This window comes from Winogradskyella sp. (assembly GCF_028282165.1).
Lineage (GTDB): Bacteria > Bacteroidota > Bacteroidia > Flavobacteriales > Flavobacteriaceae > Winogradskyella.
This window is the reverse complement of sequence record NZ_JANQIM010000038.1, coordinates 1-20,662: the sequence shown is the minus strand read 5'-3', so window position 1 is coordinate 20,662 and position 20,662 is coordinate 1. Positions and strand designations below refer to the sequence as shown.

The following is a 20,662-nucleotide window of genomic DNA, read 5'->3' as shown; positions in this document are numbered from 1 at the left end:
ACTCATTTTGTATGCAAAAATCTAAAGAAGAATTCCTAGCAGAAGTTAATGCAGTAAGCAAAAACACATTAATGGAAACTTTAGAAATTGAAATCGTTGATTTTGGTGATGATTATTTAACAGCTAGAATGCCAGTAACGCCAAAAGTACACCAACCCGATGGCGTTTTACACGGAGGTGCTACCGCAGCCTTAGCCGAAAGCGTCGGTAGTTTTGCTTCTCATATATTTACAGACTTAGAACACTATTTTGTGAGGGGATTAGAGATTACCGCTAATCATCTTAAAAGTGTAAGGGAAGGCTATGTCTATGCAAAAGCAACATTTTTGCATAAAGGTCGTACCACACAATTATTGGACATAAGAATTACTGATGAAGCCGATAATTTGGTATCTATTTGTCGGCTATCGACCATATCACTGCCAAAGAAGAAATAGATTCCATGACCGTAGATTCTTTTTTCGAAGTTTTAGAAAATCAATACAATAAGCAATTGCCTTTTGTGGTCTACAGTAGACCTATCAATTCTATCATAAAGTGTTGGTTGCAAAATGATGATCAATTACATACGACTAAGGATTTTTTGGAAAGCGGTTTTGTGTTTGCGCCCTTCGACTTAAACAACGAAAGCATATTGTTGCCAGAAGATCAATGTGAACATTTTGCAGTAGAGATCAATCATCTAGAACTGGATGAGAACTACGGATTATCTGATACTGTTAATGAAAGCAGCTTGTATCATTTAGATCTCGTTTCTAAAGGGATTGCAACTATAAAATACGGCGATTTGGAAAAAGTGGTCTTATCCAGAAAAGTTGAAAAACCACTACAATCTAATCGCCCAATTACAATTTTTAAAAGGTTGTTCAATACCTATAAAAAAGCTATGGTCTATTGTTGGTATCACCCTAAAATAGGACTATGGTTAGGGGCCACACCAGAGTTGTTATTCAAAGTAGAAGGAAAGCGTTTAACAACAATTTCTTTGGCTGGGACAAAACCCTATTCTGAAGATAATCAGCTACCATGGACAGATAAAGAGTACAAAGAGCAACAAATCGTTACGGATTATATTAAGACGCAACTGGCACCATATACAAGTCAAATAAAGATTTCGGAGGTGGAAACGGTTAAAGCTGGACATCTTTTACATCTTAAGACCTATATTTTAAGTCTTATTAAAGATGATCATAGCCTAAAATCAATAATAGAAACGTTGCATCCTACACCAGCAGTTTGTGGTTTCCCAAAGCAGAAAGCAAAAGATTTTATTCTAAATCATGAAGGTTACCATCGGGAATATTACACAGGATTTCTAGGTGAGCTCAATTTAAAACAGTTCAAAACCAGAAATACTAATCGAAGAAATGTAGAGAACAATGCCTATAGTGTTGTTAAGATGTATTCTAATTTTTATGTGAATTTGCGTTGTATGCAGTTAAAAGATGATAATGCCATCATCTACGTTGGAGGTGGAATTACAAAAGATTCCATCCCAGAAAAAGAATGGGAGGAAACCGTAAACAAAACCAAAACAATCGTTAACGTTTTAAGCTAAACTAAAGAGATTCCTTATTTTTGTAGCTTGATGAAATACTCTAAAATTCCCTTAGCGCAAACGGTTGTTACCCTATGCAAAACGCATAATGTAAAGCACATTGTGATTTCTCCAGGTAGTAGAAGTGCGCCATTGACCATTGGATTTACTCATGACGACTTTTTTGAGTGTTACAGTATTGTAGATGAGCGTTGCGCAGCATTTTTTGCTCTCGGAATTGCACAACAGCTACAGGAACCTGTCGCTGTGGTCTGTACATCTGGCAGTGCGTTGTTAAACTACTATCCTGCGATTTCCGAAGCTTACTACAGTAATATTCCGCTTGTCGTTTTATCTGCTGATAGACCAAAACATTTAGTTGATATTGGAGACGGACAAACCATAAAACAGAAAAATGTTTATGGTGAGCATGTTTTATATCATGCCAATCTAAAATTAGATATCAACGAAGATAAGCATAAAGGGCAAGATGATGAATTACCTATTCTTAAGAGTATAGAAAATAAACTCGAGCATTTTCTCGGACTTCAAAAAGGGATTCAGACTTATAACGAGTCCGAAATTCATGATGCTCTAACGGTGGCCAGAATTAAGTCTGGGCCAGTACATATTAATGTTCCTTTTGAAGAGCCTTTATATGAAACCATTCATGAGTTAACCATAAATCCTAAACCTTTTAGTCTAAAGGATAGGGAAGAAAAGATAGATGACTTTGAGATTAAAAGTCTAATGGATATTTGGCATTCCGCCAAGAGAAAGATGATTTTGGTAGGAGTGCTTCAACCAAATTCTGTAGAAGAGCAATGGTTACAGGAATTGGCTGATGATGATAGCATTTTGGTCTTTACGGAAACGACTTCCAATTTTCATCATCGTGATTTTTTTCCAGGTATAGATAAAATTATTGCACCCTTAGACGATGAGGGATTTAAATTGCTTCAACCAGATGTTTTGCTCACACTTGGTGGTATGGTAGTATCCAAGAAAATTAAAGCATTTCTACGTCAGTATAAACCAAAGCACCATTGGCATGTTGGTTTATTTAAAGCAAACGATACATTTTTTTGCTTAGAAAAGCACATCAAACTATCACCTAGTACGTTTTTCAATACGTTTTTACCACGGGTACAATTCCACGCAAAGAGTGATTATAAAGCGTCTTGGTTGGCTGTAAGACAAAAGCGGCGTAAACTTCATGCAGACTATTTAAAGATCATTCCATTTTCGGATTTTACGGTTTTTGATACCCTCCTAAAAAGTATTCCAAAAGAAAGTCAGTTACAGGTAGGCAATAGTTCTGCCATTAGATATACACAATTATTTCAATTGAGAAAGGACATCACCGTGTTTTGTAATAGAGGAACAAGTGGAATTGATGGTAGTACTAGTACAGCAATCGGTGCAGCAGTTGCTAACAAAAAACGCACAACCTTTGTTACGGGCGATTTAAGTTTTTTCTATGACAGCAATGCACTTTGGAATAATTATATTCCTAATAATTTCAGGATCATAGTCATCAATAATGAAGGCGGTGGAATTTTTAGGATTTTACCAGGGCATAAAAACACTGAAAATTTTGATGTGTATTTTGAAACAAAACATCAATTAACGGCCGCTCAGCTTTGCAATATGTTTGGGTTTGAATATCTAAAGGTTTCCAATGAAAAGGATTTAAGTACAATGTTGGAATCATTTTATATTGTTTCTGATCAGCCTAAACTTTTAGAGGTATTCACACCATCTAAAGTTAACGATGAAATACTTTTAAATTACTTTAAATTCATAACGTAAATTTAAGGTTAAATGTCATTTAGATGTGACGAGATCATTTTTTGTGTGTCTAAAAAATACTTACCTTTAGAGGAACAATTTATTTAACCAAAACAATTAACAACATGAGTAAAAGAGATGAATTAATCGCCAAGTATGCTGCAGACTTAAAGGAAAAATGTGGTGTAGATGCTGACATGGATTTATTAACAAAAGTAACTGTAGGATTAGGACCTTCTATTTACAATGCCGATTCATCTACAGTATCTGGTTCTGATGAAAAGGAATTAGCGACTGTAAAGAACAATTTTTTAATTAAAAAATTAGGGCTTAGCGAGAGTGACGATTTGGATGGTGCTATAGCATCTGTTATGGATACCTATGGGCAATCTAACAGAAACAAATACAGAGCGGTTGTATATTATTTATTAGTAACACATTTTAATAAAGCATCTGTTTACTAATAATTAAGCACACAAACCATATATCAACGCTGTAATTCTACAATTACAGCGTTTTTCTTTACACAAAATTCGTTTTTAGGATGTCGCTAATATCAATACCTTTGTGCCATGATACATTTAGGCGAATACAATACATTAGAGATTTTAAGGGATACGGAACCAGGGTTGTTTTTGGGTGACGGTGATGAAGGAGAGGTTTTATTGCCTAATCGCTATGTTCCCGAAGCATTCGAAATAGGTGACCAATTAGAGGTATTTGTCTATTTGGATAATGAAGAACGACCAGTAGCTACAACAGATCAACCTTATATAATGAAGGGAGATTTTGCATTGCTGCGTTGCAATCAGGTCACCAAGTTCGGTGCTTTTTTGGATTGGGGCTTAGTGAAGGAGTTATTTTGCCCATTTAAAGAGCAAGCTTTTAAAATGAAAGCAGGGGGATGGTATTTGGTGTATTGTTACTTAGATGAAGAAACCGAACGCCTAGTAGCCTCAAGTAAAACCAATCGTTTTTTAGACAACAAAGAATTAACGGTTTCCCAGTTTGATGAAGTGGATTTAATAGTATCTCATCCTTCGGAAATAGGAATGAACGTGATAGTTAATAAAAAGCATTTAGGCCTAGTTTATAAAGATGATATTTTTAAGGATATTAGTGTCGGTGATCGACTGAAAGGCATAGTGAAGAAAGTACGACGAGATAATAAATTGGATATTTCACTGAGCCAAATCGGCTATAGAAATATTGAACCCAATGCAAAATTTGTTTTGAATGCATTAAAGGATAACAGCGGTTTTTTACCACTTCACGATAAGTCGAGTCCAGAGGACATAAAAGAACAGCTTCAAATGAGCAAAAAAAGCTTTAAAAAGGCTATTGGCTCTCTATATAAAGATCGATTGATTTCTATTGGGGAAGATGGCATTACTTTAATTGAGTGACAGCATCAAACGTTCCCTTACTCTACTGTACACAGAATTTAGACACTCATGGATATCTTTAAAGTGTATTTGCTGTGATTCGCAAAAACCATTTTCGATTTCTGCACCCATTTTACTAGCATGATCATGACTAACTACGCCGTAAGCAATCATGTTTTGTAATACAGGCTTTATTTCTTGTACGTCCAATAATGATATGGAATATGAGTTTATTCTATTGGCAATGAGTCCAAATGGGCGCGATTGTCCAAAATAACTCATCAAATTATGGATAGTGTCTTGAGCAGAAATTAAATCTACATGAGCGCTCTCATCAAATTCAACAACAGCGATATGATTGAAGAAGAATAAAGTACCAACTTCAGTTTTTACTTGTTTTAAAATATGTTTTGCAACGTCTAAATCCGTAATGCTCATATTCTTAAGCTTTAAAACTAGCTGCTCACTTCATCTTAAATGGGTGATACCATGTACAATTCTGTATTTTATAGATAGCACATGGTCTCACGCCATCAAAGGTTAGGGTTATAGCTAATTTAATTATAAAACGGCGGCAAATATATTATGCTTGCATAACAAAATCAAATGAAAAAATAGCTTAATTACATTATTATTAATTCCTTATTTTTGCAATCAAAATATTGAGAAATATGAGTCATATAGATTGGAAAATTGCCAAATCTTATGAAGATATAACATATCATAAATGTAACGGTGTAGCTAGGATTGCATTTAACCGTCCCGATGTACGAAATGCCTTTCGTCCAAAAACCACATCAGAACTCTATGATGCTTTTTATGATGCTAATGAAGATGTAAATATAGGTGTTGTACTATTGAGTGCCGAAGGCCCATCTTCCAGAGATGGTGTTTGGAGTTTTTGTTCAGGAGGTGACCAAAAGGCAAGAGGACATCAAGGTTATGTGGGTGATGATGGTTACCATCGCTTAAATATATTAGAAGTACAACGCCTTATACGCTTTATGCCTAAAGCCGTAATAGCTGTTGTGCCAGGATGGGCAGTTGGCGGCGGACATAGCTTACATGTTGTTTGCGATTTAACCCTTGCTAGTAAAGAACATGCCATATTTAAACAAACCGATGCTGATGTTACGAGTTTTGATGGCGGTTACGGTTCTGCGTATTTGGCAAAAATGGTCGGGCAAAAAAAGGCAAGGGAAATATTCTTCTTAGGTAGAAATTATTCAGCTCAAGAAGCCTTTGAAATGGGAATGGTTAATGCCGTTATTCCTCATGATGAATTGGAAACTACTGCTTTTGAGTGGGCTCAAGAGATATTGGCTAAGTCACCCATATCAATAAAAATGCTGAAATTTGCTATGAATCTAACTGATGACGGGATGGTTGGACAACAAGTATTTGCGGGCGAAGCTACTCGTTTAGCTTATATGACAGATGAAGCAAAAGAAGGTAGAGATGCCTTTTTAGAGAAAAGGAAACCTAACTTTCCGAAGAAATGGATCCCTTAATCTATAAATTTGAATGAAAGAAATTAGACCATGGCTCTCTGCCATGAGACTCAGAACGCTTCCACTTTCAGTTTCGGGAATTATCCTAGGAACTTGTTTTGCTTATTACAATGGCCAATTTAGTTGGTGGGTTTTGATCTTAGCCATATTAACAACCATAAGTTTGCAAATCCTGTCAAATTTAGCCAATGATTATGGTGATAGTATAAATGGTGCAGACAATAGCGAACGTGTTGGGCCAAGACGCGCTGTGCAAAGTGGAAAGATTACACCCGAAGAGATGTTAGATGCCATAAAGTTCAATATTGTATTGGTTATTATCTTAACACTCTCACTTATATGGGCTGCATTTGGATCAACCAACTTTCTATTTCTGCTTTTATTTGTGGTTTTAGGTGGAATTTCAGTGTATGCAGCATTAAATTATACTATGGGAGATACACCTTATGGTTACAGGGCCTTAGGTGATATTTTTGTTTTTGTCTTTTTTGGATTGGTGAGCACCATAGGAAGCTATTTGCTGTATATGCAACGAGTAGATCATGTTACGATACTGCCAGCTATAGCATTGGGATTACTCAGTGTAGGTGTTTTAAATCTCAATAATATGAGAGATTTAGAGGGAGACGCCAATGCTGGAAAAATTACTATAGCAGTAAAGCTAGGTATTAAACGTGCAAAGCAGTACCATTATGTTCTTGTTGCGGGTGCAATGGGTATTACCATACTTTTTTCTGTTCTTTATTACGTAGAGCCTTACAATTTTTTATATATTTTAGTCTTTATTCCATTAGTTATTCATCTTAAAAAGATACATGCCGCCAAGTTACCAGATGATTTTGATAGCCAGTTAAAAGTTTTGGCATTATCTACATTTCTTTTTGCTATTCTCTTGGGTGTTGGTTATAATTTGTATTAACTTTAGTTCTTAAATCTTAAGATAATGAAAATCACATTTTACGGACATGCCTGTTTGGGTATCGAAACTGAAAATACTCATATTATTGTAGATCCATTTATTACTGGTAACGAGAAAGCATCTCATATTGACATAAATAGTTTAAAGGCCGATTATATTTTGGTGACTCATGCACACCAAGATCATACCTTAGATGTTGAAGCCATAGCGAGGCGAACAGGAGCGGTAATTGTTTCAAATTATGAAATCGTAGTGCATTATCAGAATATGGGGCTAAAAGGTCATCCAATGAATCATGGCGGCTCTTGGCAGTTTGATTTTGGTAAAGTTAAATATGTAAATGCTATTCATACCTCGTCTTTTCCAGATGGTAAATATGGTGGCAATCCAGGAGGTTTTGTAATACAATCAGAAAATAAAACGGTCTATATTGCAGGTGATACAGCATTGACAGAAGACATGAGGCTGATTGGAAAATATTTCGATTTGGATCTAGCCGTATTACCAATAGGCGATAATTTTACAATGGGTGTTGATGATGCTCTAATTGCCTGTAGATTTATCGATTGCCATAGAATTTTAGGCTATCATTATGATACATTTGGTTATATAGAAATTGATAAACCTAAGGCACAAGCAAAGTTTGATGCGAGATTAAAGAAATTGATTCTTTTAGACATAGGAGAGAGTTTGGAGGTATAGTAATTATTTGACCTTACTTCTCATTACTAAGTTATGAATCAGTCTAGGCGACAATCGTTTTACATAAACACCAAATTTTTCAAACTTGCCTATATAAGCTTCATATTTTTCTTTACGTATGGCTTTAACCATTTTTCTTGCAAAGATGTTAACGTCTAATCCTTGCTGGGTCATTTCGTCTTGGTAACCCTGTTTGGTTCCATCACCAGTCAAAGCATTGCGGGCTACATCTGTATTTACAAAACCTGGACATATCATGGTAACTTTTATATTATCCTTGTCGTGTTCTAATCTTAATGCATCAAAAAAACCATGTAAGGCATGTTTTGCCCCACAATAAGCAGATCTAAATGGTGAACTGAACTTTCCCATTAAACTAGATACTGTAACAAAGTGCCCAGAATTATTTTCAATAAAATGCGGTAAAAGTGCTTTGGTAAGTGCAATGGTTCCCAGATAATCAACTTCCATCAATTTTTTATCTACTTCTATTGTAGTTTCCACAATAGGAGAACGCTGACTAATACCACCATTGTTTATCAATATGTCTATATGTCCGAAAAGTGTTATAGCCTTTTTTGCAATAGGATTCATGTTGAGATAATCCGCTAGATCTAAACGTAGGACTTTGACATCCTCTGGGTTTTCACATTTATCTTTTACTTTTTGCAGTTCTGTTTCTCTTCTGGATGATAAAATGAGTTTGCAATTATATTTTGAGAGCTCTATGGAAAGTGCCTTGCCTATACCACTTGATGCACCAGTGATCCAAACAACCTTGTTTTCTAATTTCATATATCAGTTCTTGCTGTTTAGCCATTCTTGTCTTAAATCATCACTGATTTTTCCTGTGCCGTCATGTTTCCAACCTGGCGGTTTTATCAAATATAAAAAGCGATCTTTTAATGTTTTTCTTCCCGATAAGGCGTCCCTAAACATATATATCCATTCTATAAATGCGATTTTAATAGGGTTGAAAGTTTTAATGTTCTTTACTAAACCATAAGTGACTTTTTCCTCTTTCAACTCAGGTTGAAAGGTTCCGAAGAGCCTATCCCAAATAATAAGAATACCAGCATGGTTACGATCCAGATAAATAGGATTGCTGCCGTGATGAACACGATGGTGTGATGGTGTATTAAAAATAGCTTCAAACCAACGAGGCATCTTGTCAATGGCTTCGGTGTGGATCCAAAATTGATACAATAAGCTAATGGACATTTGTAACATGATCATTGCTGGATGAAAACCCAATAAGGGCAACCATAGCCAAAAAATAAAAGTATAAAATCCACCAGACCAGGTTTGTCTTAAAGCTGTACTAAGATTATAGTGTTGGGACGAATGATGAACCACATGTGACGCCCAGAACAATCGACATTCGTGCGATATGCGATGAAACCAATAATAGGAAAAATCATCTGCAAAGAACAAAAGAACAAAAGACCACCAAACTATTGGAATCTCAAATAATCGGTAGTTATCATAAATCCAAAAAAATACAAGTAAAACAATGGCCTTGCTAGCAAACCCCAAAAAAACATTTCCCAATCCCATAGCGATGGAAGCAAAAGCATCTTTAACTTCATAACCTTTAACATGCTTTAGCTGTGCTCTTGTAGTAACGTATAACTCTAATGCCATAGCTAAGATAAAGAACGGAATGGCGTAGAGAATGATGTTGGGAAAGTTAGGCATTAATTTTTTCTTCAAAAATAAGATTTTTTAAAGATAATCACCCGTTAAGAATTGTCAGTTGCTTATTTTTATACTTTAATTGTTGTTAGCTATTAATGAGGCATAGACTTTTTATCCTATTGACTATTGTTGGCTTTAGTGCTGGTTTCTCCCAAGTTGATGAATCACAAACTGGAGCTTGGTATATGTATTTTTATAATCTTCGGTTTAAGGATAGTCTTTGGGGAATTCAAGGAGATTTTCAATATCGCGATTGGCAAGGTTTGGGTGATATGGAACAATTGCTGCTCCGTTCAGGTGTTACGTTTTCACCAAAAGGTGCCGGTATTATGTTTACATTGGGATATGCTAACATCACTACCGGTCAATTCGGAGAGAGCGATAGTACATTTAACGAAAGTCGTATTTACCAAGAAGCCTTATTCCCACAAAAGTTGGGCAATAGATTTTATTTAACGCATCGTTTTAGATATGAGCAACGTTTTGTTGAGAATCAAGATTTTAGAACACGTTATCGTTATAATCTTTTTTTAAATGTACCACTTAACCGTAAAGCGCTAACTCAAAAAGCTATTTATATAGCCTTGTACAACGAATTGTTTATCAATGGACAAACAGGTATTGGTGATGGGAGGGAAGTTCAACTCTTTGACAGGAATAGAACCTATTTAGGAATAGGCTATGTTTTAAGCTCTAAAATTCGATTTCAGTTGGGTTGGATGAACCAAAAAACCGTTAATTGGGGAAAGGGTCAGTTACAGTTTAGTATGCATCATAATATATAAATGATTAAGGCAAGCTATTATAAGCATATACTCAATTTTAAAAGGCCTAGTGGAACTTCTAGAGGTATTATGACCACCAAGGAGACATGGTTCATTAGGTTAGAACGTGAGTATAAATCTGGAATTGGTGAATGTGGTATTTTACGAGGTCTTTCTGTGGATGATCGATCAGACTTTGAGGATAAGTTAAAATGGGTTTGCGCTAACATTAATATAGACTTACAAAGATTGGTCAATGAACTCATAGAATTTCCTAGTATTCTTTTTGGTGTTGAAATGGCGTTCAAGTCTTTAGAGGCATCTAGTGAGTTTTTATTATTTCCGTCGGCATTTACCAAAGGGTTTGATGCTATTCGTATAAATGGATTAATATGGATGGGAGATGAAGCCTTCATGAGAACTCAAATCAAAGACAAAATTGAAGCAGGGTTTGACTGTATTAAACTTAAAATTGGCGCCATTGATTTTCAAACAGAATTGAATATCCTAAAGTCTATAAGAAAGGAGTTTTCGGTTTCAGATATTGAATTGCGAGTGGATGCTAACGGAGCGTTTTCTGTTAATGACGCTCTGGAAAAATTAAAACGTCTTTCGGAATACCAGCTGCATTCTATTGAGCAACCTATAAAACCCAAACAATTAGAAGCTATGGCTGAGCTTTGCGAAGAAACACCTTTACCAATAGCTCTAGATGAGGAATTAATTGGAGTGTTTGCAAAAGAAGACAAACAAAAAACACTCCAAATGATTAAGCCTCAGTTCATTATTTTAAAGCCTAGTCTGGTAGGTGGTTTTAGTGGAAGCCAACAATGGATAAATTTAGCAGAAGATTTAAATATTAAATGGTGGATAACAAGTGCTTTAGAAAGTAATGTAGGATTAAATGCCATTTCGCAATGGACCTATACTCTCAAAAATACTTTACCTCAAGGTCTAGGAACTGGAAGTTTATTTACAAATAATTTTCATTCGCCATTAACCGTAAAAAATGGTAATTTGCATTACGATATACAAAAGGATTGGAATTTTGATTTATAAATATGGATTATATACAACAGGCTTATAAAGGAAAGCGAGAGCTATGGATGTTTTTACTAACAACTGCCATAGTTGGAGGCGTATTTTTAGCAAATTTTGTTTTCTACTTATTAACTGATCCATCAGATTTAGATGCCGCTTATGAATTAATGAAAAGGTTTCCCTCTAGTTTAAGCTTGGCATTCAATTTAATTCCATTTGCCGTTTTATTAGGACTACTTTTTTTATTGGTTAAGTTTATGCACCAGCGTAGTATTTTGTCATTGACTACGGCAAGATTTAAGGTAGACTATGGAAGAGTCTTCTTTTCTTTTATGATGATTGCTGTTTTTACTTTAGCTACTTTTTTTATAGGTTATTCCATAGATTCTTCTGAGATTATCTATCAGTTTAACTTTAAGAAATTCGCCATATTATTTTTTGTTAGTATTGTTTTATTTCCATTTCAAATAGGGTTAGAAGAGTATTTATTTAGAGGCTATCTAATGCAACATCTAGGTGTTTTGGTTAAGAATAAGTGGTTCCCTTTAATATTTACTTCGATATTATTTGGAATTGCGCATAGTGCAAATCCTGAAATAGCCGCAGTAGGCTTTTGGAAAATGATGATTTTCTATGTAGGTACAGGTTTATTATTGGGGATTATGACTTTAATGGATGATGGACTTGAATTAGCTTTGGGTTTTCACTTGGGAAACAACCTATTGGCCTCTCTTTTAGTTACCGCAGACTGGACTGCACTGCAAACAGATGCCATTTTTAAAAATACGGCAGAGCCTTCAATGAGCCTAATGACTGAAATATTAGTGCCAGTGCTTGTAGTATATCCAATTATGCTACTTATTTTATCTAAGCGTTACGGTTGGAAAAACTGGTCAGAACGGTTGTTTGGAAACGTATCAGAACCACCAAAAGAAGATTATAAAATTATAGGAGAATGACACCCAAATACGATAAAGTTCATAACAGATTTAAGTTAAATGGTTTACATTATGACCATGAGGACTTAAAAGAAGTAGCTTACAGCCTCATTAAAGAAGGTGAAGCTTATGAAAAAGTAACAGGTAATTTTTTAATTGATTGGCTTAGCGATAAGGATTACCTGTATGTAAATACATCTGGATCTACAGGAAAGCCTAAACTCATTGAGCTAAAGAAACAGGCTATGGTCAATTCGGCTATTGCTACTGGAGACTTTTTTGGCTTAGAACCAGGTAATACAGCTATAGATTGTTTGCCAAGTCATTATATTGCTGGTAAAATGATGCTTGTTAGAGCTATGGTTTTAGGTTTAGAAATAGATCATGTAGAACCAAGTGCGCATCCTATTTTTGATTACGAAAAGCATTATGATTTTTGCGCAATGATTCCTCTACAATTAAAACATACCATTAACTACACGTATAACATTAAGAACATTATTGTTGGTGGTTCTAAAATAACCCAACCTTTATTAGAGCGTATTAAAAATAGTAGTTCGAAATTTTATGAAACTTATGGTATGACCGAAACGGTGACTCATGTAGCCGTAAGACGATTATCCTCTAAAATTTCTAAGGGTGAAGCGTTTTTTAATGCCCTACCTAATGTTACCTTTTCCCAAGATGACAGACAGTGTTTAATAGTTAATGCCCCGAAATTGGTAGATGAACCTTTAATAACTAGTGATATCGTAGACTTAAAGTCCGAAACTAGTTTCGATTTATTAGGACGTATAGATAATGTGATTAATTCTGGTGGTATAAAATTATTTCCAGAACAGATTGAAGACAAGTTACAACCTGTCATCGATGAGCGTTTTATTGTAGCCGGCGAAGAAGATGATGCTTTAGGAGAACGTCTAGTTTTAATTGTAGAAAACCCTAGAGATACTGCTAAAAGTATTGCGAATAGAATTAGATTTATAAAGGGCTTAACTAAATACGAAGTCCCAAAGCATATTTATATTACGGATAAATTTGTGGAGACCGTTAATGGTAAAATACAGCGCAATGAAACTATAAAATCCGTTCTTAAAGAATAATTCGATTCTTCGTCTTAATGTGGTTAAAATACTCTTTTGAATAAAAAAACCCAATGCACAATGCATTGGGTTTTTTAGATAAGCTAAAAATTTAATTCTCTGCCGATAGCTTTTTCATTTCTTCTTCGACCATTTCGTAAAACTGATCGATTTTAGGCAATACAACAATACGCGTACGTCTGTTTTTTGCTTTGTTCTCGGCAGTGTCATTTTCTACTAGTGGTACGTGATAACTACGACCAGCAGCAATAAGTTGTTGCGGATTAACCTCTAATTCTTCAAGGACTCTCACTACAGAAGTAGCACGTTTAACACTTAAATCCCAATTATCTAATAGTGGTGGTTTATTATATGGAACATTATCGGTGTGTGATTCTACCATGGCCTCAAAATTTGGTTTGCTATTAATAACCTTTGCTACTTTACCTAAAACTTCCTTTGCTCTATCCGTAACATTATAGCTTCCACTCTTAAATAATAGCTTGTCGGCAATAGATATAAAGACTACACCTTTTTCTACATTAACTTCTATATCTGGATCATTGATGCCAACTTCTTTTTTAAGGCTAGTTACAATAGCCAAGGTTACACTATCCTTACGAGTCAGTGCATCTTGCAAGCGAGATATCTTTAAATTACTTTCTCTGAGACTCTCTAATGATTTTTGCAAATTTTCAGCACCCTTACTTGTTAATTCCGTTAAGTCTTGCGAACTTTTTATTAGGGCTTCGTTACTTTTTCTCATGTCTGCCAATTGCTCTTTCATAGCTTCAACCCTTGCATTCGCAGCAGCGACATCAGATAGACAGGCATTTAATTTTACCGTTGCCGAATTCAATAGATCTTGTGTTTCTCTCTGCTTTTCTTCAAGCGCCAAATACTCTTTCTTCGATACACAAGATGCCAACAATAGCATAGTGCATACACTCAATAACATTAATTTCTTCATAATCAGTTTACTGTTTAAATTGTTAGTTACAACAACTCAAAATTATAGAAAAGAAAAGATGCCGAGGCATGGATTAACAAAACTTTTAACAGTTTTATAAACAATCAGAAAACGCTACGCTTTTTAACAAAATAAGACCAAACGATAGAGTTGGTTTTGTAGTAATTTGAACGTTTAGAGCGTTGCTTACGTTTTTTTAAGATTCGCTCTAAATTCTTATAAAATGAGATATGAGCCCTGACAATAGCAAAAAAGTGCTTTGGTTTTAACTGAAATAAAAATCGTATACCTGCAATACCATCGAGCATCATTCTTATCACTGTTCTTACAAAAACACGCTTGTCGGTATTTTTAACCAATGTAAATAAACTATTCCTAAAATTAAGATAGGTTTTTTTTGGGTTGGTATTGCTCAGGGTTGCACCACCAACATGATACACCGTTGAGGTGCCAACATACCTCGTACCGTAATTTGCATTAAAGGCACGCCAACACAAATCTATTTCTTCCATATGGGCAAAGTAGGAATCATCAAAACCGTTGAGATGACTAAAAATTTCGTTTTTAATAAAGAAACAAGCGCCAGAAGCCCAAAGAATATCTATACTATCATTGTATTGTCCTTTGTCCTCCTCAATGGTGTCAAAAATGCGTCCGCGACAAAAGGGATAACCATACTTATCCATAAAACCACCGGCGGCACCAGCATATTCAAAATGTGTTTTTTGCTTAAAGTCAAGAATTTTTGGTTGAATTATAGCTGTATTCTCGTTACTGTTAAATTCATCTAAAATGGGATTTAACCAATCTTTGGTAACTTCAATATCACTATTTAACAAACACAGTAGTGGTTGTTCAACATTTTTTAAGGCATCATTATAGCCTTTGGCATAACCTCTGTTTTCAGTGTTTTGAATTATAGTAATACCAGGGAAGTTTTTAGATAAGAAGGCAATAGAATCATCTGTAGATGCATTGTCCACAACGTAAATGACAGCTTTGTGCGAATGTTCTACAACTGATGGCAAAAACTGCTCAAGCAAAGGTTTTCCATTCCAGTTTAGAACCACTATCGCTATGTCTTTAGTCACATACATTTAATAGGACGTATAATCTGGAATATCTTTTAAAAATGTATAGCGCTTTGCAATAGTATCCATTTGGCAATAATAATGATTTATTCCATTAGTTACCATTAAGTAATTTGCATTTAGTGCTAAATTATAACGTGCAATCTGATCAAACACGTCTTGATTTATTTTTGCTGTATATGATTTACATTCTACAATTAAATGGATGCTTCCGTCTGGGTTGAATACAACGATATCATAACGTTTCTTTAAGCCATTAACTGATAATTCTTTTTCAACGTTGATTAATGATTTAGGATATTTCTTATCATTGATCATGTAATGTACACAATGTTGTCGCACCCATTCTTCTGGTTGAAGAACGATGAATTTTTTCCGAATGACATCAAAAATAGAAACTTTATTTTCTGTACTTTTGAATCGGTATTCAAACTTTGGAAAGTTAAGATCTTGCACTGCACAAAATTAAAATTATAATGTCACTTCGAGTGATTTTCGTAGAAAATTTTATCGAGAAGTTCTCGATACTTTGACCAAGGTCAAAACTCGAATTAAGGAACAAATTAAGACTTTGGACGAAGTAAAACAATTAGTAACAGATATAAAAAATGGTAACCTTAAGCCCATTTATTTTTTAATGGGGGAAGAAGCCTATTATATTGATAAGATTTCTGATTTTATTGAAGACAATGTTTTGGATGAAGCCGAAAAGGGATTTAACCAAATGGTGCTTTATGGGCGTGATGTATCCATAGACGATATTGTAAGCAATGCTAAGCGTTATCCTATGATGGCCGAGCGACAGGTGGTGATTGTTAAAGAGGCCCAGGACTTAAGCAGAACGATTGAAAAATTGACAGCCTATGCAGAAAACCCTCAACCTACTACTGTGTTGGTAGTTAACTATAAGTACAAGAAACTTGATAAGCGTAAGGCATTATATAAGGCCATCAATAAAAATGGCGGCATTGTGTTTGAAAGTAAAAAGCTTTACGAAAACCAAGTGCCAGATTGGATTAGACGTGTCTTAAAGGGACAAGGTTATGACATTTCTCCTAAGGCAGCGCAAATGCTGGTTGAATTTTTGGGAACGGATTTGAGTAAAGTAAATAATGAACTAGATAAACTAAAAATTGTACTTCCAAAAGGCACACAGATTACCCCAGAGCATATTGAAGAGAACATAGGTATAAGCAAAGATTTCAATAATTTTGAGTTGCGCAAAGCCGTAGGTGAACGTAATGTGGTTAAGGCGCATCAAATCGCTAAGTATTTTGCAGATAACCCCAAGGATAATCCGATGGTGGTAACTGTTGCTTTATTACATAACTTTTTTTCACAATTGCTACATCTTCATGGCATGACCGATAAGAACCCACGGAGTGTCGCTTCGGCCTTAAGAGTTAATCCATATTTTGTTAATGAATATTTAACTGCAGCTCGCAACTATCCTATGAAAAAAGTAAGTTCGGTTATTGCACTGTTACGGGAGTTTGATGTTAAAAGTAAGGGGGTTGGTGCTAATGCCGTGCCTCAAGGTGATTTACTCAAAGAACTGTTGGTGCGGATTTTAGGATAGACGCTTCAGTTGATAACTAATCGCTTAGAAACTGAATTTCCTGAAATAGTATCCTCAATTTTAATTAAATACACACCTGATTTTAAATCTGATATATCAATTCGCTGTTCTGTCGAAGTTTTTACTTGCTGACCTGTAATGGCATATATTTTTACTTTAAGGTTATGTCTGCTTAAAGTGATTGTAGATGTTGCTGGGTTTGGATAAAATGAAATAGGAGCACTTTGAATCTCAGAAATATCTAAAGTCGATGTGTTAAAACTGTATAAGGCGGGAGCATCAGAAGAGTTTTCTTCTGCTGTGATGTAATATTCATTAGCATTAAAAGGAGTAATGGCTTCTATTTGAACTGAAAAGTTTGCAGGCACATCAATAGAAGTTTTGGTAACAGTTCCGTTAGAAAACAACCCTGAGTTGAAACCACTAAGCTGAATTAAAAATGCACCGTCTAAATCGTAGCCTGTTAAAAAAACACTGCTATCCAAACTATTATATGTTGCTCCAGATACCAATCCTTGTGCAGCTATACTATCTATGCTAGAAATACCGTGTATACCAGGTGTCTTGGGCAATTCATATATATCCGTATTGCCATTGAGCCAATTTTTAGAAAACACATACAGGTTATTGTTGTAATGAATTAAACCTTCCGCATCAAAATTTGTGGCTAATGGACTGGGGGTAAAGTCGGATTGGTTATTATAGCTAAAGTTTATAATATCTGCCGTTACGGAGGTACTTGCAAAATAGTCGGCAATGGAAATTCTATAAACTTTTAGATCTGTTCTATCGCCTCTAAAGTTTCCAAAATCACCAATATAAATGTAAGTGTCATCATGGGCTAGATCTTCCCAATCTTCATTTGTGGCGTTAATAATAGTCACGGTTCTAGTGACTGCTCCTGTTGAGGTGTCTACATCAAATAATTGATTGGTATTAGCACTATCATTGTGCGTAATCAGTGTATTGTTAAGATACAATAACCCTGAAGTTTCATTTATGGTAGCATCAAGTGTAGTTTCAAGGGTTAGCTGCTGAGCCCCAATACACATAATTGAGAAAAACGATATAATACTTAAACCTACAATTACTCTCATAAATAATGATTGATGCTTAAATGTAGTTATTCTAATTACTCAACTAGCAAAAAATATATGAGTCACGCTTATTTAGGATGAAATGTCGAAGTTGGTGAAATTTATTACAGTTCTAAAAATTCAGAATGCGATGATAATGCATTAATTCTTCGTCGCTAGTTGGTAATTTACCTATCCCTTTAAATTTAAAACCTAAACGTTCCAAAAGATGTTTTTTTTGAAGCTAAATTCTCTTCTAATGTGTAACCACTGAGCTCATTAAGACCATAATTTCGATATGCAACCTGAATCAATTTGCTAGCAGATTCAAAAGCATAGCCACGACCATGATAATTTGGTAAAAAGGCAAAGCCAATATCTGGTATGTCTTTCCCTTCTCTATGATATATGCCGCAGGTGCCGAGCTTGGTGTTATCTTCTTTTCTTATAACAACATTATTGGTATATCCATATCGTTCCATTTGTGCAAATGCCTTCTCTTTTATATAGGCTTCGGCTTCCTCAATGGTTCTTACATTTCGATCTCCGATAAATTGAATCCATAGAGGCGTGTTCATTAACTCTAAAACAAATGAGGCATCTTCTATAGTAATGGGTCTTATAAAAAGTCTTCTGGTTTGAAATGATGTTGATGCCGTCATTAGCGATTCAAAAAGTATTTTTATTAATTGATGAGTAATGTGTTATTTTTACATGACAAACTATAATCCAATATACAGAATTAATTAATGAAAGTATTCTCAAAAGCGCAAATTTACGAGGGGGACAGGCTAACCACCGAGCGCCAAAATATATCCTCTACCGATCTTATGGAACGTGCCGGAACACAAATATTCAATTGGATACATATGCGCATGCAAGGCGCCCAAGTACCTATTCATGTCTTTTGCGGTATTGGAAATAATGGAGGTGATGGCTTGGTATTGGCTAGGCATTTAATCACACATGGTTATAATGTTATTACCTATATCGTTAATTGTAGTGATAAGCGCTCAAAGGATTTCTTAATAAACTACGATCGAATTAAGACAGTTACTAAAGAATGGCCAAAAATGCTGAGTTGCGGTGGTGATTTTTCAGATATTGTCATCGATGAAAGAGATATTATAGTTGATGCTATTTTTGGTATTGGGCTCAATCGTCCGCCAAATAGTTGGGTTCAGGAATTGTTTCAACAGTGGCGAGCCTCAAAAGCATTCACCTTAGCTGTTGATATTCCCTCTGGTTTATACACAGATAAAGCTGTAGAAGACGAAAATGCTGTTGTACATGCTAATTACACCATAAGTTTTCAATCTCCAAAACTAGTGTTTTTTTTACCTGAGACTGCAAAATACACACAGCAGTGGGAGGTCTTAGATATTGGAATTGATAGAGATTACCTCATACAAACCGAAACTGAAGTTGAACTCATCTCTAAATTTGAAGTTCTGCCACTGTACAAACCACGACAAAAATTTGCACATAAAGGCGATTTTGGACATGTGCTGATAATAGGTGGTAGTTATGGGAAAATTGGTGCTGTTAATTTGGCAAGTAAAGCTGCTCTAAGCTCTGGTGCTGGGTTGGTTACTGCTTATGTGCCTAAATGTGGGTATCATAGTTTACAGACGTCATTTCCTGAAGCTATGGTAATTACTGATGATGACGATACTTTAATAAGTAATATAAACTTTGATTTATCACCAACCGTCATCGGTATTGGTGTAGGATTAGGAATAGCTGACGAAACAGCAAAGGCTTTTGAAGATTTTTTAAAGAAGAATAAAGCACCTTTGGTTATTGATGCCGATGGCTTAAACCTGCTTTCCATGAACAAAAGCCTTTTAAGCGTATTACCTGAAAGAACTATATTAACACCACACCCAAAAGAATTGGAGCGATTAGTAGGGAAGTGGTCTGATGATTTTGATAAGCTTAAAAAAGTAAAGGCCTTCTCTAAAGAGCACAATCTCATTGTACTCTTAAAAGGGGCAAACTCCATAACAGTTTTTGGCGATAAGCTATATATTAACACCACAGGAAATCCAGGTATGGCCACTGCAGGAAGTGGTGACGTTTTAACAGGAATAATTTCTGGTCTAATGGCCCAAGGTTATGAGCCCTTAGCCGCGACTATTTTTGGAGTTTACTTGCATGGAAGATCTGCAGATATTTCTTTGGAGGATTTTGGATACCAAAGTTTGATCGCTAGCCATATCATAGAAACTCTAGGTGAAGCTTATATAGATTTGTTTAAGCAACCAGAACAGCCCAATATAGAGGAGCAAAATGATGAACAATAAAAAAAGCCTTCTTTATATAGAAGGCCTTTATCAAAAACTAGGAATCTTTAAATTTTTAGTTCTTCAAGCATTTCAATCAGCTTTGGGTTGGATGGTCTTGGTGCATCTGCACTTACAATATTTCCATCAGGATCTATTAGAATAAATCGTGGAATACCTTCAATGGCATAGTCTTTAACAAATTGAGAATTCCAATCGTTGTCTGCCATTAACTGTACACCACCTAATTCTTTATCTTTAACCATTTCTACCCAAACATTATGATCTTTTGC

Annotated in this window: 23 protein-coding genes; 14 read left to right on the top strand and 9 right to left on the bottom strand. The window is 35.2% G+C overall.

From position 1 onward, the window contains the following. The first annotated feature begins 11 nt into the window (after window positions 1–11). The 5 genes from Q0972_RS15455 to Q0972_RS15435 all read left to right on the top strand — a co-directional run bounded on the left by Q0972_RS15455 (window position 12) and on the right by Q0972_RS15435 (window position 4,734). A complete protein-coding gene (locus tag Q0972_RS15455; protein WP_299367362.1) occupies window positions 12–437 on the top strand; it encodes a hotdog fold thioesterase in 426 nt (141 codons plus the stop codon). Continuing rightward, a complete protein-coding gene (locus tag Q0972_RS15450) occupies window positions 398–1,558 on the top strand; it encodes a chorismate-binding protein (protein WP_299367359.1) in 1,161 nt (386 codons plus the stop codon). The genes Q0972_RS15455 and Q0972_RS15450 overlap by 40 nt, the downstream gene beginning before the upstream one ends. Before the next feature lie 30 nt (window positions 1,559–1,588). Next, window positions 1,589–3,349, top strand: coding sequence for a 2-succinyl-5-enolpyruvyl-6-hydroxy-3-cyclohexene-1-carboxylic-acid synthase (menD, locus tag Q0972_RS15445; protein WP_299367356.1), 1,761 nt, complete (start codon window positions 1,589–1,591; stop codon window positions 3,347–3,349). Between the two features lie 104 nt (window positions 3,350–3,453). Further along, window positions 3,454–3,792, top strand: a complete 339-nt coding sequence (locus Q0972_RS15440; protein WP_299367353.1) for a DUF2853 family protein — start codon at window positions 3,454–3,456, stop codon at window positions 3,790–3,792. Window positions 3,793–3,900: 108 nt separating this feature from the next. Then, the gene (locus tag Q0972_RS15435) at window positions 3,901–4,734 is read left to right on the top strand and encodes a S1-like domain-containing RNA-binding protein (RefSeq protein WP_299367350.1); all 834 of its coding nucleotides are present in this window, start codon (window positions 3,901–3,903) and stop codon (window positions 4,732–4,734) included. Here the strand turns inward: Q0972_RS15435 and Q0972_RS15430 are convergent. Next, window positions 4,723–5,151 carry a hypothetical protein gene (locus tag Q0972_RS15430; RefSeq protein ID WP_299367347.1) on the bottom strand — a complete coding sequence of 143 codons (429 nt, stop codon included), beginning with the start codon at window positions 5,149–5,151 and terminating at the stop codon, window positions 4,723–4,725. The genes Q0972_RS15435 and Q0972_RS15430 overlap by 12 nt on opposite strands. Window positions 5,152–5,384: 233 nt before the next feature. Between Q0972_RS15430 and Q0972_RS15425 the strand changes: the two genes are divergently transcribed. From Q0972_RS15425 to Q0972_RS15415, 3 genes are read left to right on the top strand one after another with little or no spacing between them, the layout of a single operon-like run. Next, on the top strand, window positions 5,385–6,224 hold the full coding sequence (locus tag Q0972_RS15425; RefSeq protein WP_299367344.1) for a 1,4-dihydroxy-2-naphthoyl-CoA synthase: 840 nt from the start codon (window positions 5,385–5,387) through the stop codon (window positions 6,222–6,224). 13 nt (window positions 6,225–6,237) lie between these two features. Beyond that, the gene (gene menA / locus Q0972_RS15420; protein ID WP_299367341.1) at window positions 6,238–7,143 is read left to right on the top strand and encodes a 1,4-dihydroxy-2-naphthoate octaprenyltransferase; all 906 of its coding nucleotides are present in this window, start codon (window positions 6,238–6,240) and stop codon (window positions 7,141–7,143) included. 24 nt (window positions 7,144–7,167) lie between these two features. After that, window positions 7,168–7,845 (top strand): metal-dependent hydrolase, encoded by a 678-nt coding sequence (locus tag Q0972_RS15415; RefSeq protein WP_299367338.1) that lies wholly within the window; start codon window positions 7,168–7,170, stop codon window positions 7,843–7,845. 3 nt (window positions 7,846–7,848) lie between these two features. Here Q0972_RS15415 and Q0972_RS15410 read toward each other — a convergent pair whose 3' ends face one another. Beyond that, complete coding sequence (locus Q0972_RS15410; RefSeq protein WP_299367336.1) at window positions 7,849–8,640, bottom strand: SDR family oxidoreductase; 792 nt, start codon at window positions 8,638–8,640, stop codon at window positions 7,849–7,851. Window positions 8,641–8,643: 3 nt separating this feature from the next. Then, a complete protein-coding gene (locus Q0972_RS15405; protein WP_299367333.1) occupies window positions 8,644–9,558 on the bottom strand; it encodes a sterol desaturase family protein in 915 nt (304 codons plus the stop codon). Between the two features lie 80 nt (window positions 9,559–9,638). On the opposite strand from Q0972_RS15405, the gene Q0972_RS15400 reads away from it, so the two are divergent. Genes Q0972_RS15400 through Q0972_RS15385 form a run of 4 tightly spaced genes read left to right on the top strand, consistent with a single transcriptional unit; the run spans window position 9,639 to window position 13,389 of the window. Further along, entirely contained in the window at window positions 9,639–10,328 is a 690-nt protein-coding gene (locus tag Q0972_RS15400; protein ID WP_299367330.1) for a DUF2490 domain-containing protein, read from the top strand. Beyond that, window positions 10,329–11,366 carry an o-succinylbenzoate synthase gene (locus tag Q0972_RS15395; RefSeq protein WP_299367327.1) on the top strand — a complete coding sequence of 346 codons (1,038 nt, stop codon included), beginning with the start codon at window positions 10,329–10,331 and terminating at the stop codon, window positions 11,364–11,366. Between the two features lie 2 nt (window positions 11,367–11,368). Beyond that, a complete protein-coding gene (locus Q0972_RS15390; RefSeq protein WP_299367324.1) occupies window positions 11,369–12,307 on the top strand; it encodes a CPBP family intramembrane glutamic endopeptidase in 939 nt (312 codons plus the stop codon). After that, on the top strand, window positions 12,304–13,389 hold the full coding sequence (locus Q0972_RS15385; RefSeq protein ID WP_299367321.1) for an AMP-binding protein: 1,086 nt from the start codon (window positions 12,304–12,306) through the stop codon (window positions 13,387–13,389). The genes Q0972_RS15390 and Q0972_RS15385 overlap by 4 nt, the downstream gene beginning before the upstream one ends. A gap of 91 nt (window positions 13,390–13,480) precedes the next feature. Here Q0972_RS15385 and Q0972_RS15380 read toward each other — a convergent pair whose 3' ends face one another. From Q0972_RS15380 to Q0972_RS15370, 3 genes are all read right to left on the bottom strand, one after another. After that, window positions 13,481–14,338 (bottom strand): OmpA family protein, encoded by an 858-nt coding sequence (locus Q0972_RS15380; protein ID WP_299367318.1) that lies wholly within the window; start codon window positions 14,336–14,338, stop codon window positions 13,481–13,483. Between the two features lie 104 nt (window positions 14,339–14,442). After that, a complete protein-coding gene (locus Q0972_RS15375) occupies window positions 14,443–15,435 on the bottom strand; it encodes a glycosyltransferase family 2 protein (protein ID WP_299367315.1) in 993 nt (330 codons plus the stop codon). Next, complete coding sequence (locus tag Q0972_RS15370; protein ID WP_299367312.1) at window positions 15,436–15,885, bottom strand: type I restriction enzyme HsdR N-terminal domain-containing protein; 450 nt, start codon at window positions 15,883–15,885, stop codon at window positions 15,436–15,438. A 115-nt stretch (window positions 15,886–16,000) separates the two neighbouring features. Between Q0972_RS15370 and holA the strand changes: the two genes are divergently transcribed. Continuing rightward, window positions 16,001–17,008, top strand: a complete 1,008-nt coding sequence (gene holA, locus Q0972_RS15365; protein WP_299367309.1) for a DNA polymerase III subunit delta — start codon at window positions 16,001–16,003, stop codon at window positions 17,006–17,008. A 5-nt stretch (window positions 17,009–17,013) separates the two neighbouring features. Here holA and Q0972_RS15360 read toward each other — a convergent pair whose 3' ends face one another. Continuing rightward, window positions 17,014–18,105 (bottom strand): T9SS type A sorting domain-containing protein, encoded by a 1,092-nt coding sequence (locus tag Q0972_RS15360; RefSeq protein WP_299367306.1) that lies wholly within the window; start codon window positions 18,103–18,105, stop codon window positions 17,014–17,016. A 185-nt stretch (window positions 18,106–18,290) separates the two neighbouring features. Then, a complete protein-coding gene (locus tag Q0972_RS15355) occupies window positions 18,291–18,746 on the bottom strand; it encodes a GNAT family N-acetyltransferase (protein WP_299367303.1) in 456 nt (151 codons plus the stop codon). 87 nt (window positions 18,747–18,833) lie between these two features. On the opposite strand from Q0972_RS15355, the gene Q0972_RS15350 reads away from it, so the two are divergent. Continuing rightward, on the top strand, window positions 18,834–20,390 hold the full coding sequence (locus tag Q0972_RS15350; RefSeq protein ID WP_299367300.1) for an NAD(P)H-hydrate dehydratase: 1,557 nt from the start codon (window positions 18,834–18,836) through the stop codon (window positions 20,388–20,390). A gap of 47 nt (window positions 20,391–20,437) precedes the next feature. Here Q0972_RS15350 and Q0972_RS15345 read toward each other — a convergent pair. Beyond that, window positions 20,438–20,662 (bottom strand): TlpA family protein disulfide reductase (locus Q0972_RS15345; RefSeq protein WP_367182409.1); only part of this gene is annotated, 225 nt, incomplete at its 5' end.

What these genes read in the sequence shown, in the direction of transcription:
- Q0972_RS15455 (WP_299367362.1), top strand. Translation starts at nt 12, where the DNA reads ATGCAAAAATCTAAAGAAGAATTCCTAGCAGAAGTTAATGCAGTAAGC.
- menD (WP_299367356.1), top strand. Translation starts at nt 1,589, where the DNA reads ATGAAATACTCTAAAATTCCCTTAGCGCAAACGGTTGTTACCCTATGC.
- Q0972_RS15440 (WP_299367353.1), top strand. Translation starts at nt 3,454, where the DNA reads ATGAGTAAAAGAGATGAATTAATCGCCAAGTATGCTGCAGACTTAAAG.
- Q0972_RS15435 (WP_299367350.1), top strand. Translation starts at nt 3,901, where the DNA reads ATGATACATTTAGGCGAATACAATACATTAGAGATTTTAAGGGATACG.
- Q0972_RS15430 (WP_299367347.1), bottom strand. Translation starts at nt 5,151, where the DNA reads ATGAGCATTACGGATTTAGACGTTGCAAAACATATTTTAAAACAAGTA.
- Q0972_RS15425 (WP_299367344.1), top strand. Translation starts at nt 5,385, where the DNA reads ATGAGTCATATAGATTGGAAAATTGCCAAATCTTATGAAGATATAACA.
- menA (WP_299367341.1), top strand. Translation starts at nt 6,238, where the DNA reads ATGAAAGAAATTAGACCATGGCTCTCTGCCATGAGACTCAGAACGCTT.
- Q0972_RS15415 (WP_299367338.1), top strand. Translation starts at nt 7,168, where the DNA reads ATGAAAATCACATTTTACGGACATGCCTGTTTGGGTATCGAAACTGAA.
- Q0972_RS15410 (WP_299367336.1), bottom strand. Translation starts at nt 8,640, where the DNA reads ATGAAATTAGAAAACAAGGTTGTTTGGATCACTGGTGCATCAAGTGGT.
- Q0972_RS15400 (WP_299367330.1), top strand. Translation starts at nt 9,639, where the DNA reads ATGAGGCATAGACTTTTTATCCTATTGACTATTGTTGGCTTTAGTGCT.
- Q0972_RS15395 (WP_299367327.1), top strand. Translation starts at nt 10,329, where the DNA reads ATGATTAAGGCAAGCTATTATAAGCATATACTCAATTTTAAAAGGCCT.
- Q0972_RS15390 (WP_299367324.1), top strand. Translation starts at nt 11,369, where the DNA reads ATGGATTATATACAACAGGCTTATAAAGGAAAGCGAGAGCTATGGATG.
- Q0972_RS15385 (WP_299367321.1), top strand. Translation starts at nt 12,304, where the DNA reads ATGACACCCAAATACGATAAAGTTCATAACAGATTTAAGTTAAATGGT.
- Q0972_RS15380 (WP_299367318.1), bottom strand. Translation starts at nt 14,338, where the DNA reads ATGAAGAAATTAATGTTATTGAGTGTATGCACTATGCTATTGTTGGCA.
- Q0972_RS15375 (WP_299367315.1), bottom strand. Translation starts at nt 15,435, where the DNA reads ATGTATGTGACTAAAGACATAGCGATAGTGGTTCTAAACTGGAATGGA.
- Q0972_RS15360 (WP_299367306.1), bottom strand. Translation starts at nt 18,105, where the DNA reads ATGAGAGTAATTGTAGGTTTAAGTATTATATCGTTTTTCTCAATTATG.
- Q0972_RS15355 (WP_299367303.1), bottom strand. Translation starts at nt 18,746, where the DNA reads ATGACGGCATCAACATCATTTCAAACCAGAAGACTTTTTATAAGACCC.
- Q0972_RS15350 (WP_299367300.1), top strand. Translation starts at nt 18,834, where the DNA reads ATGAAAGTATTCTCAAAAGCGCAAATTTACGAGGGGGACAGGCTAACC.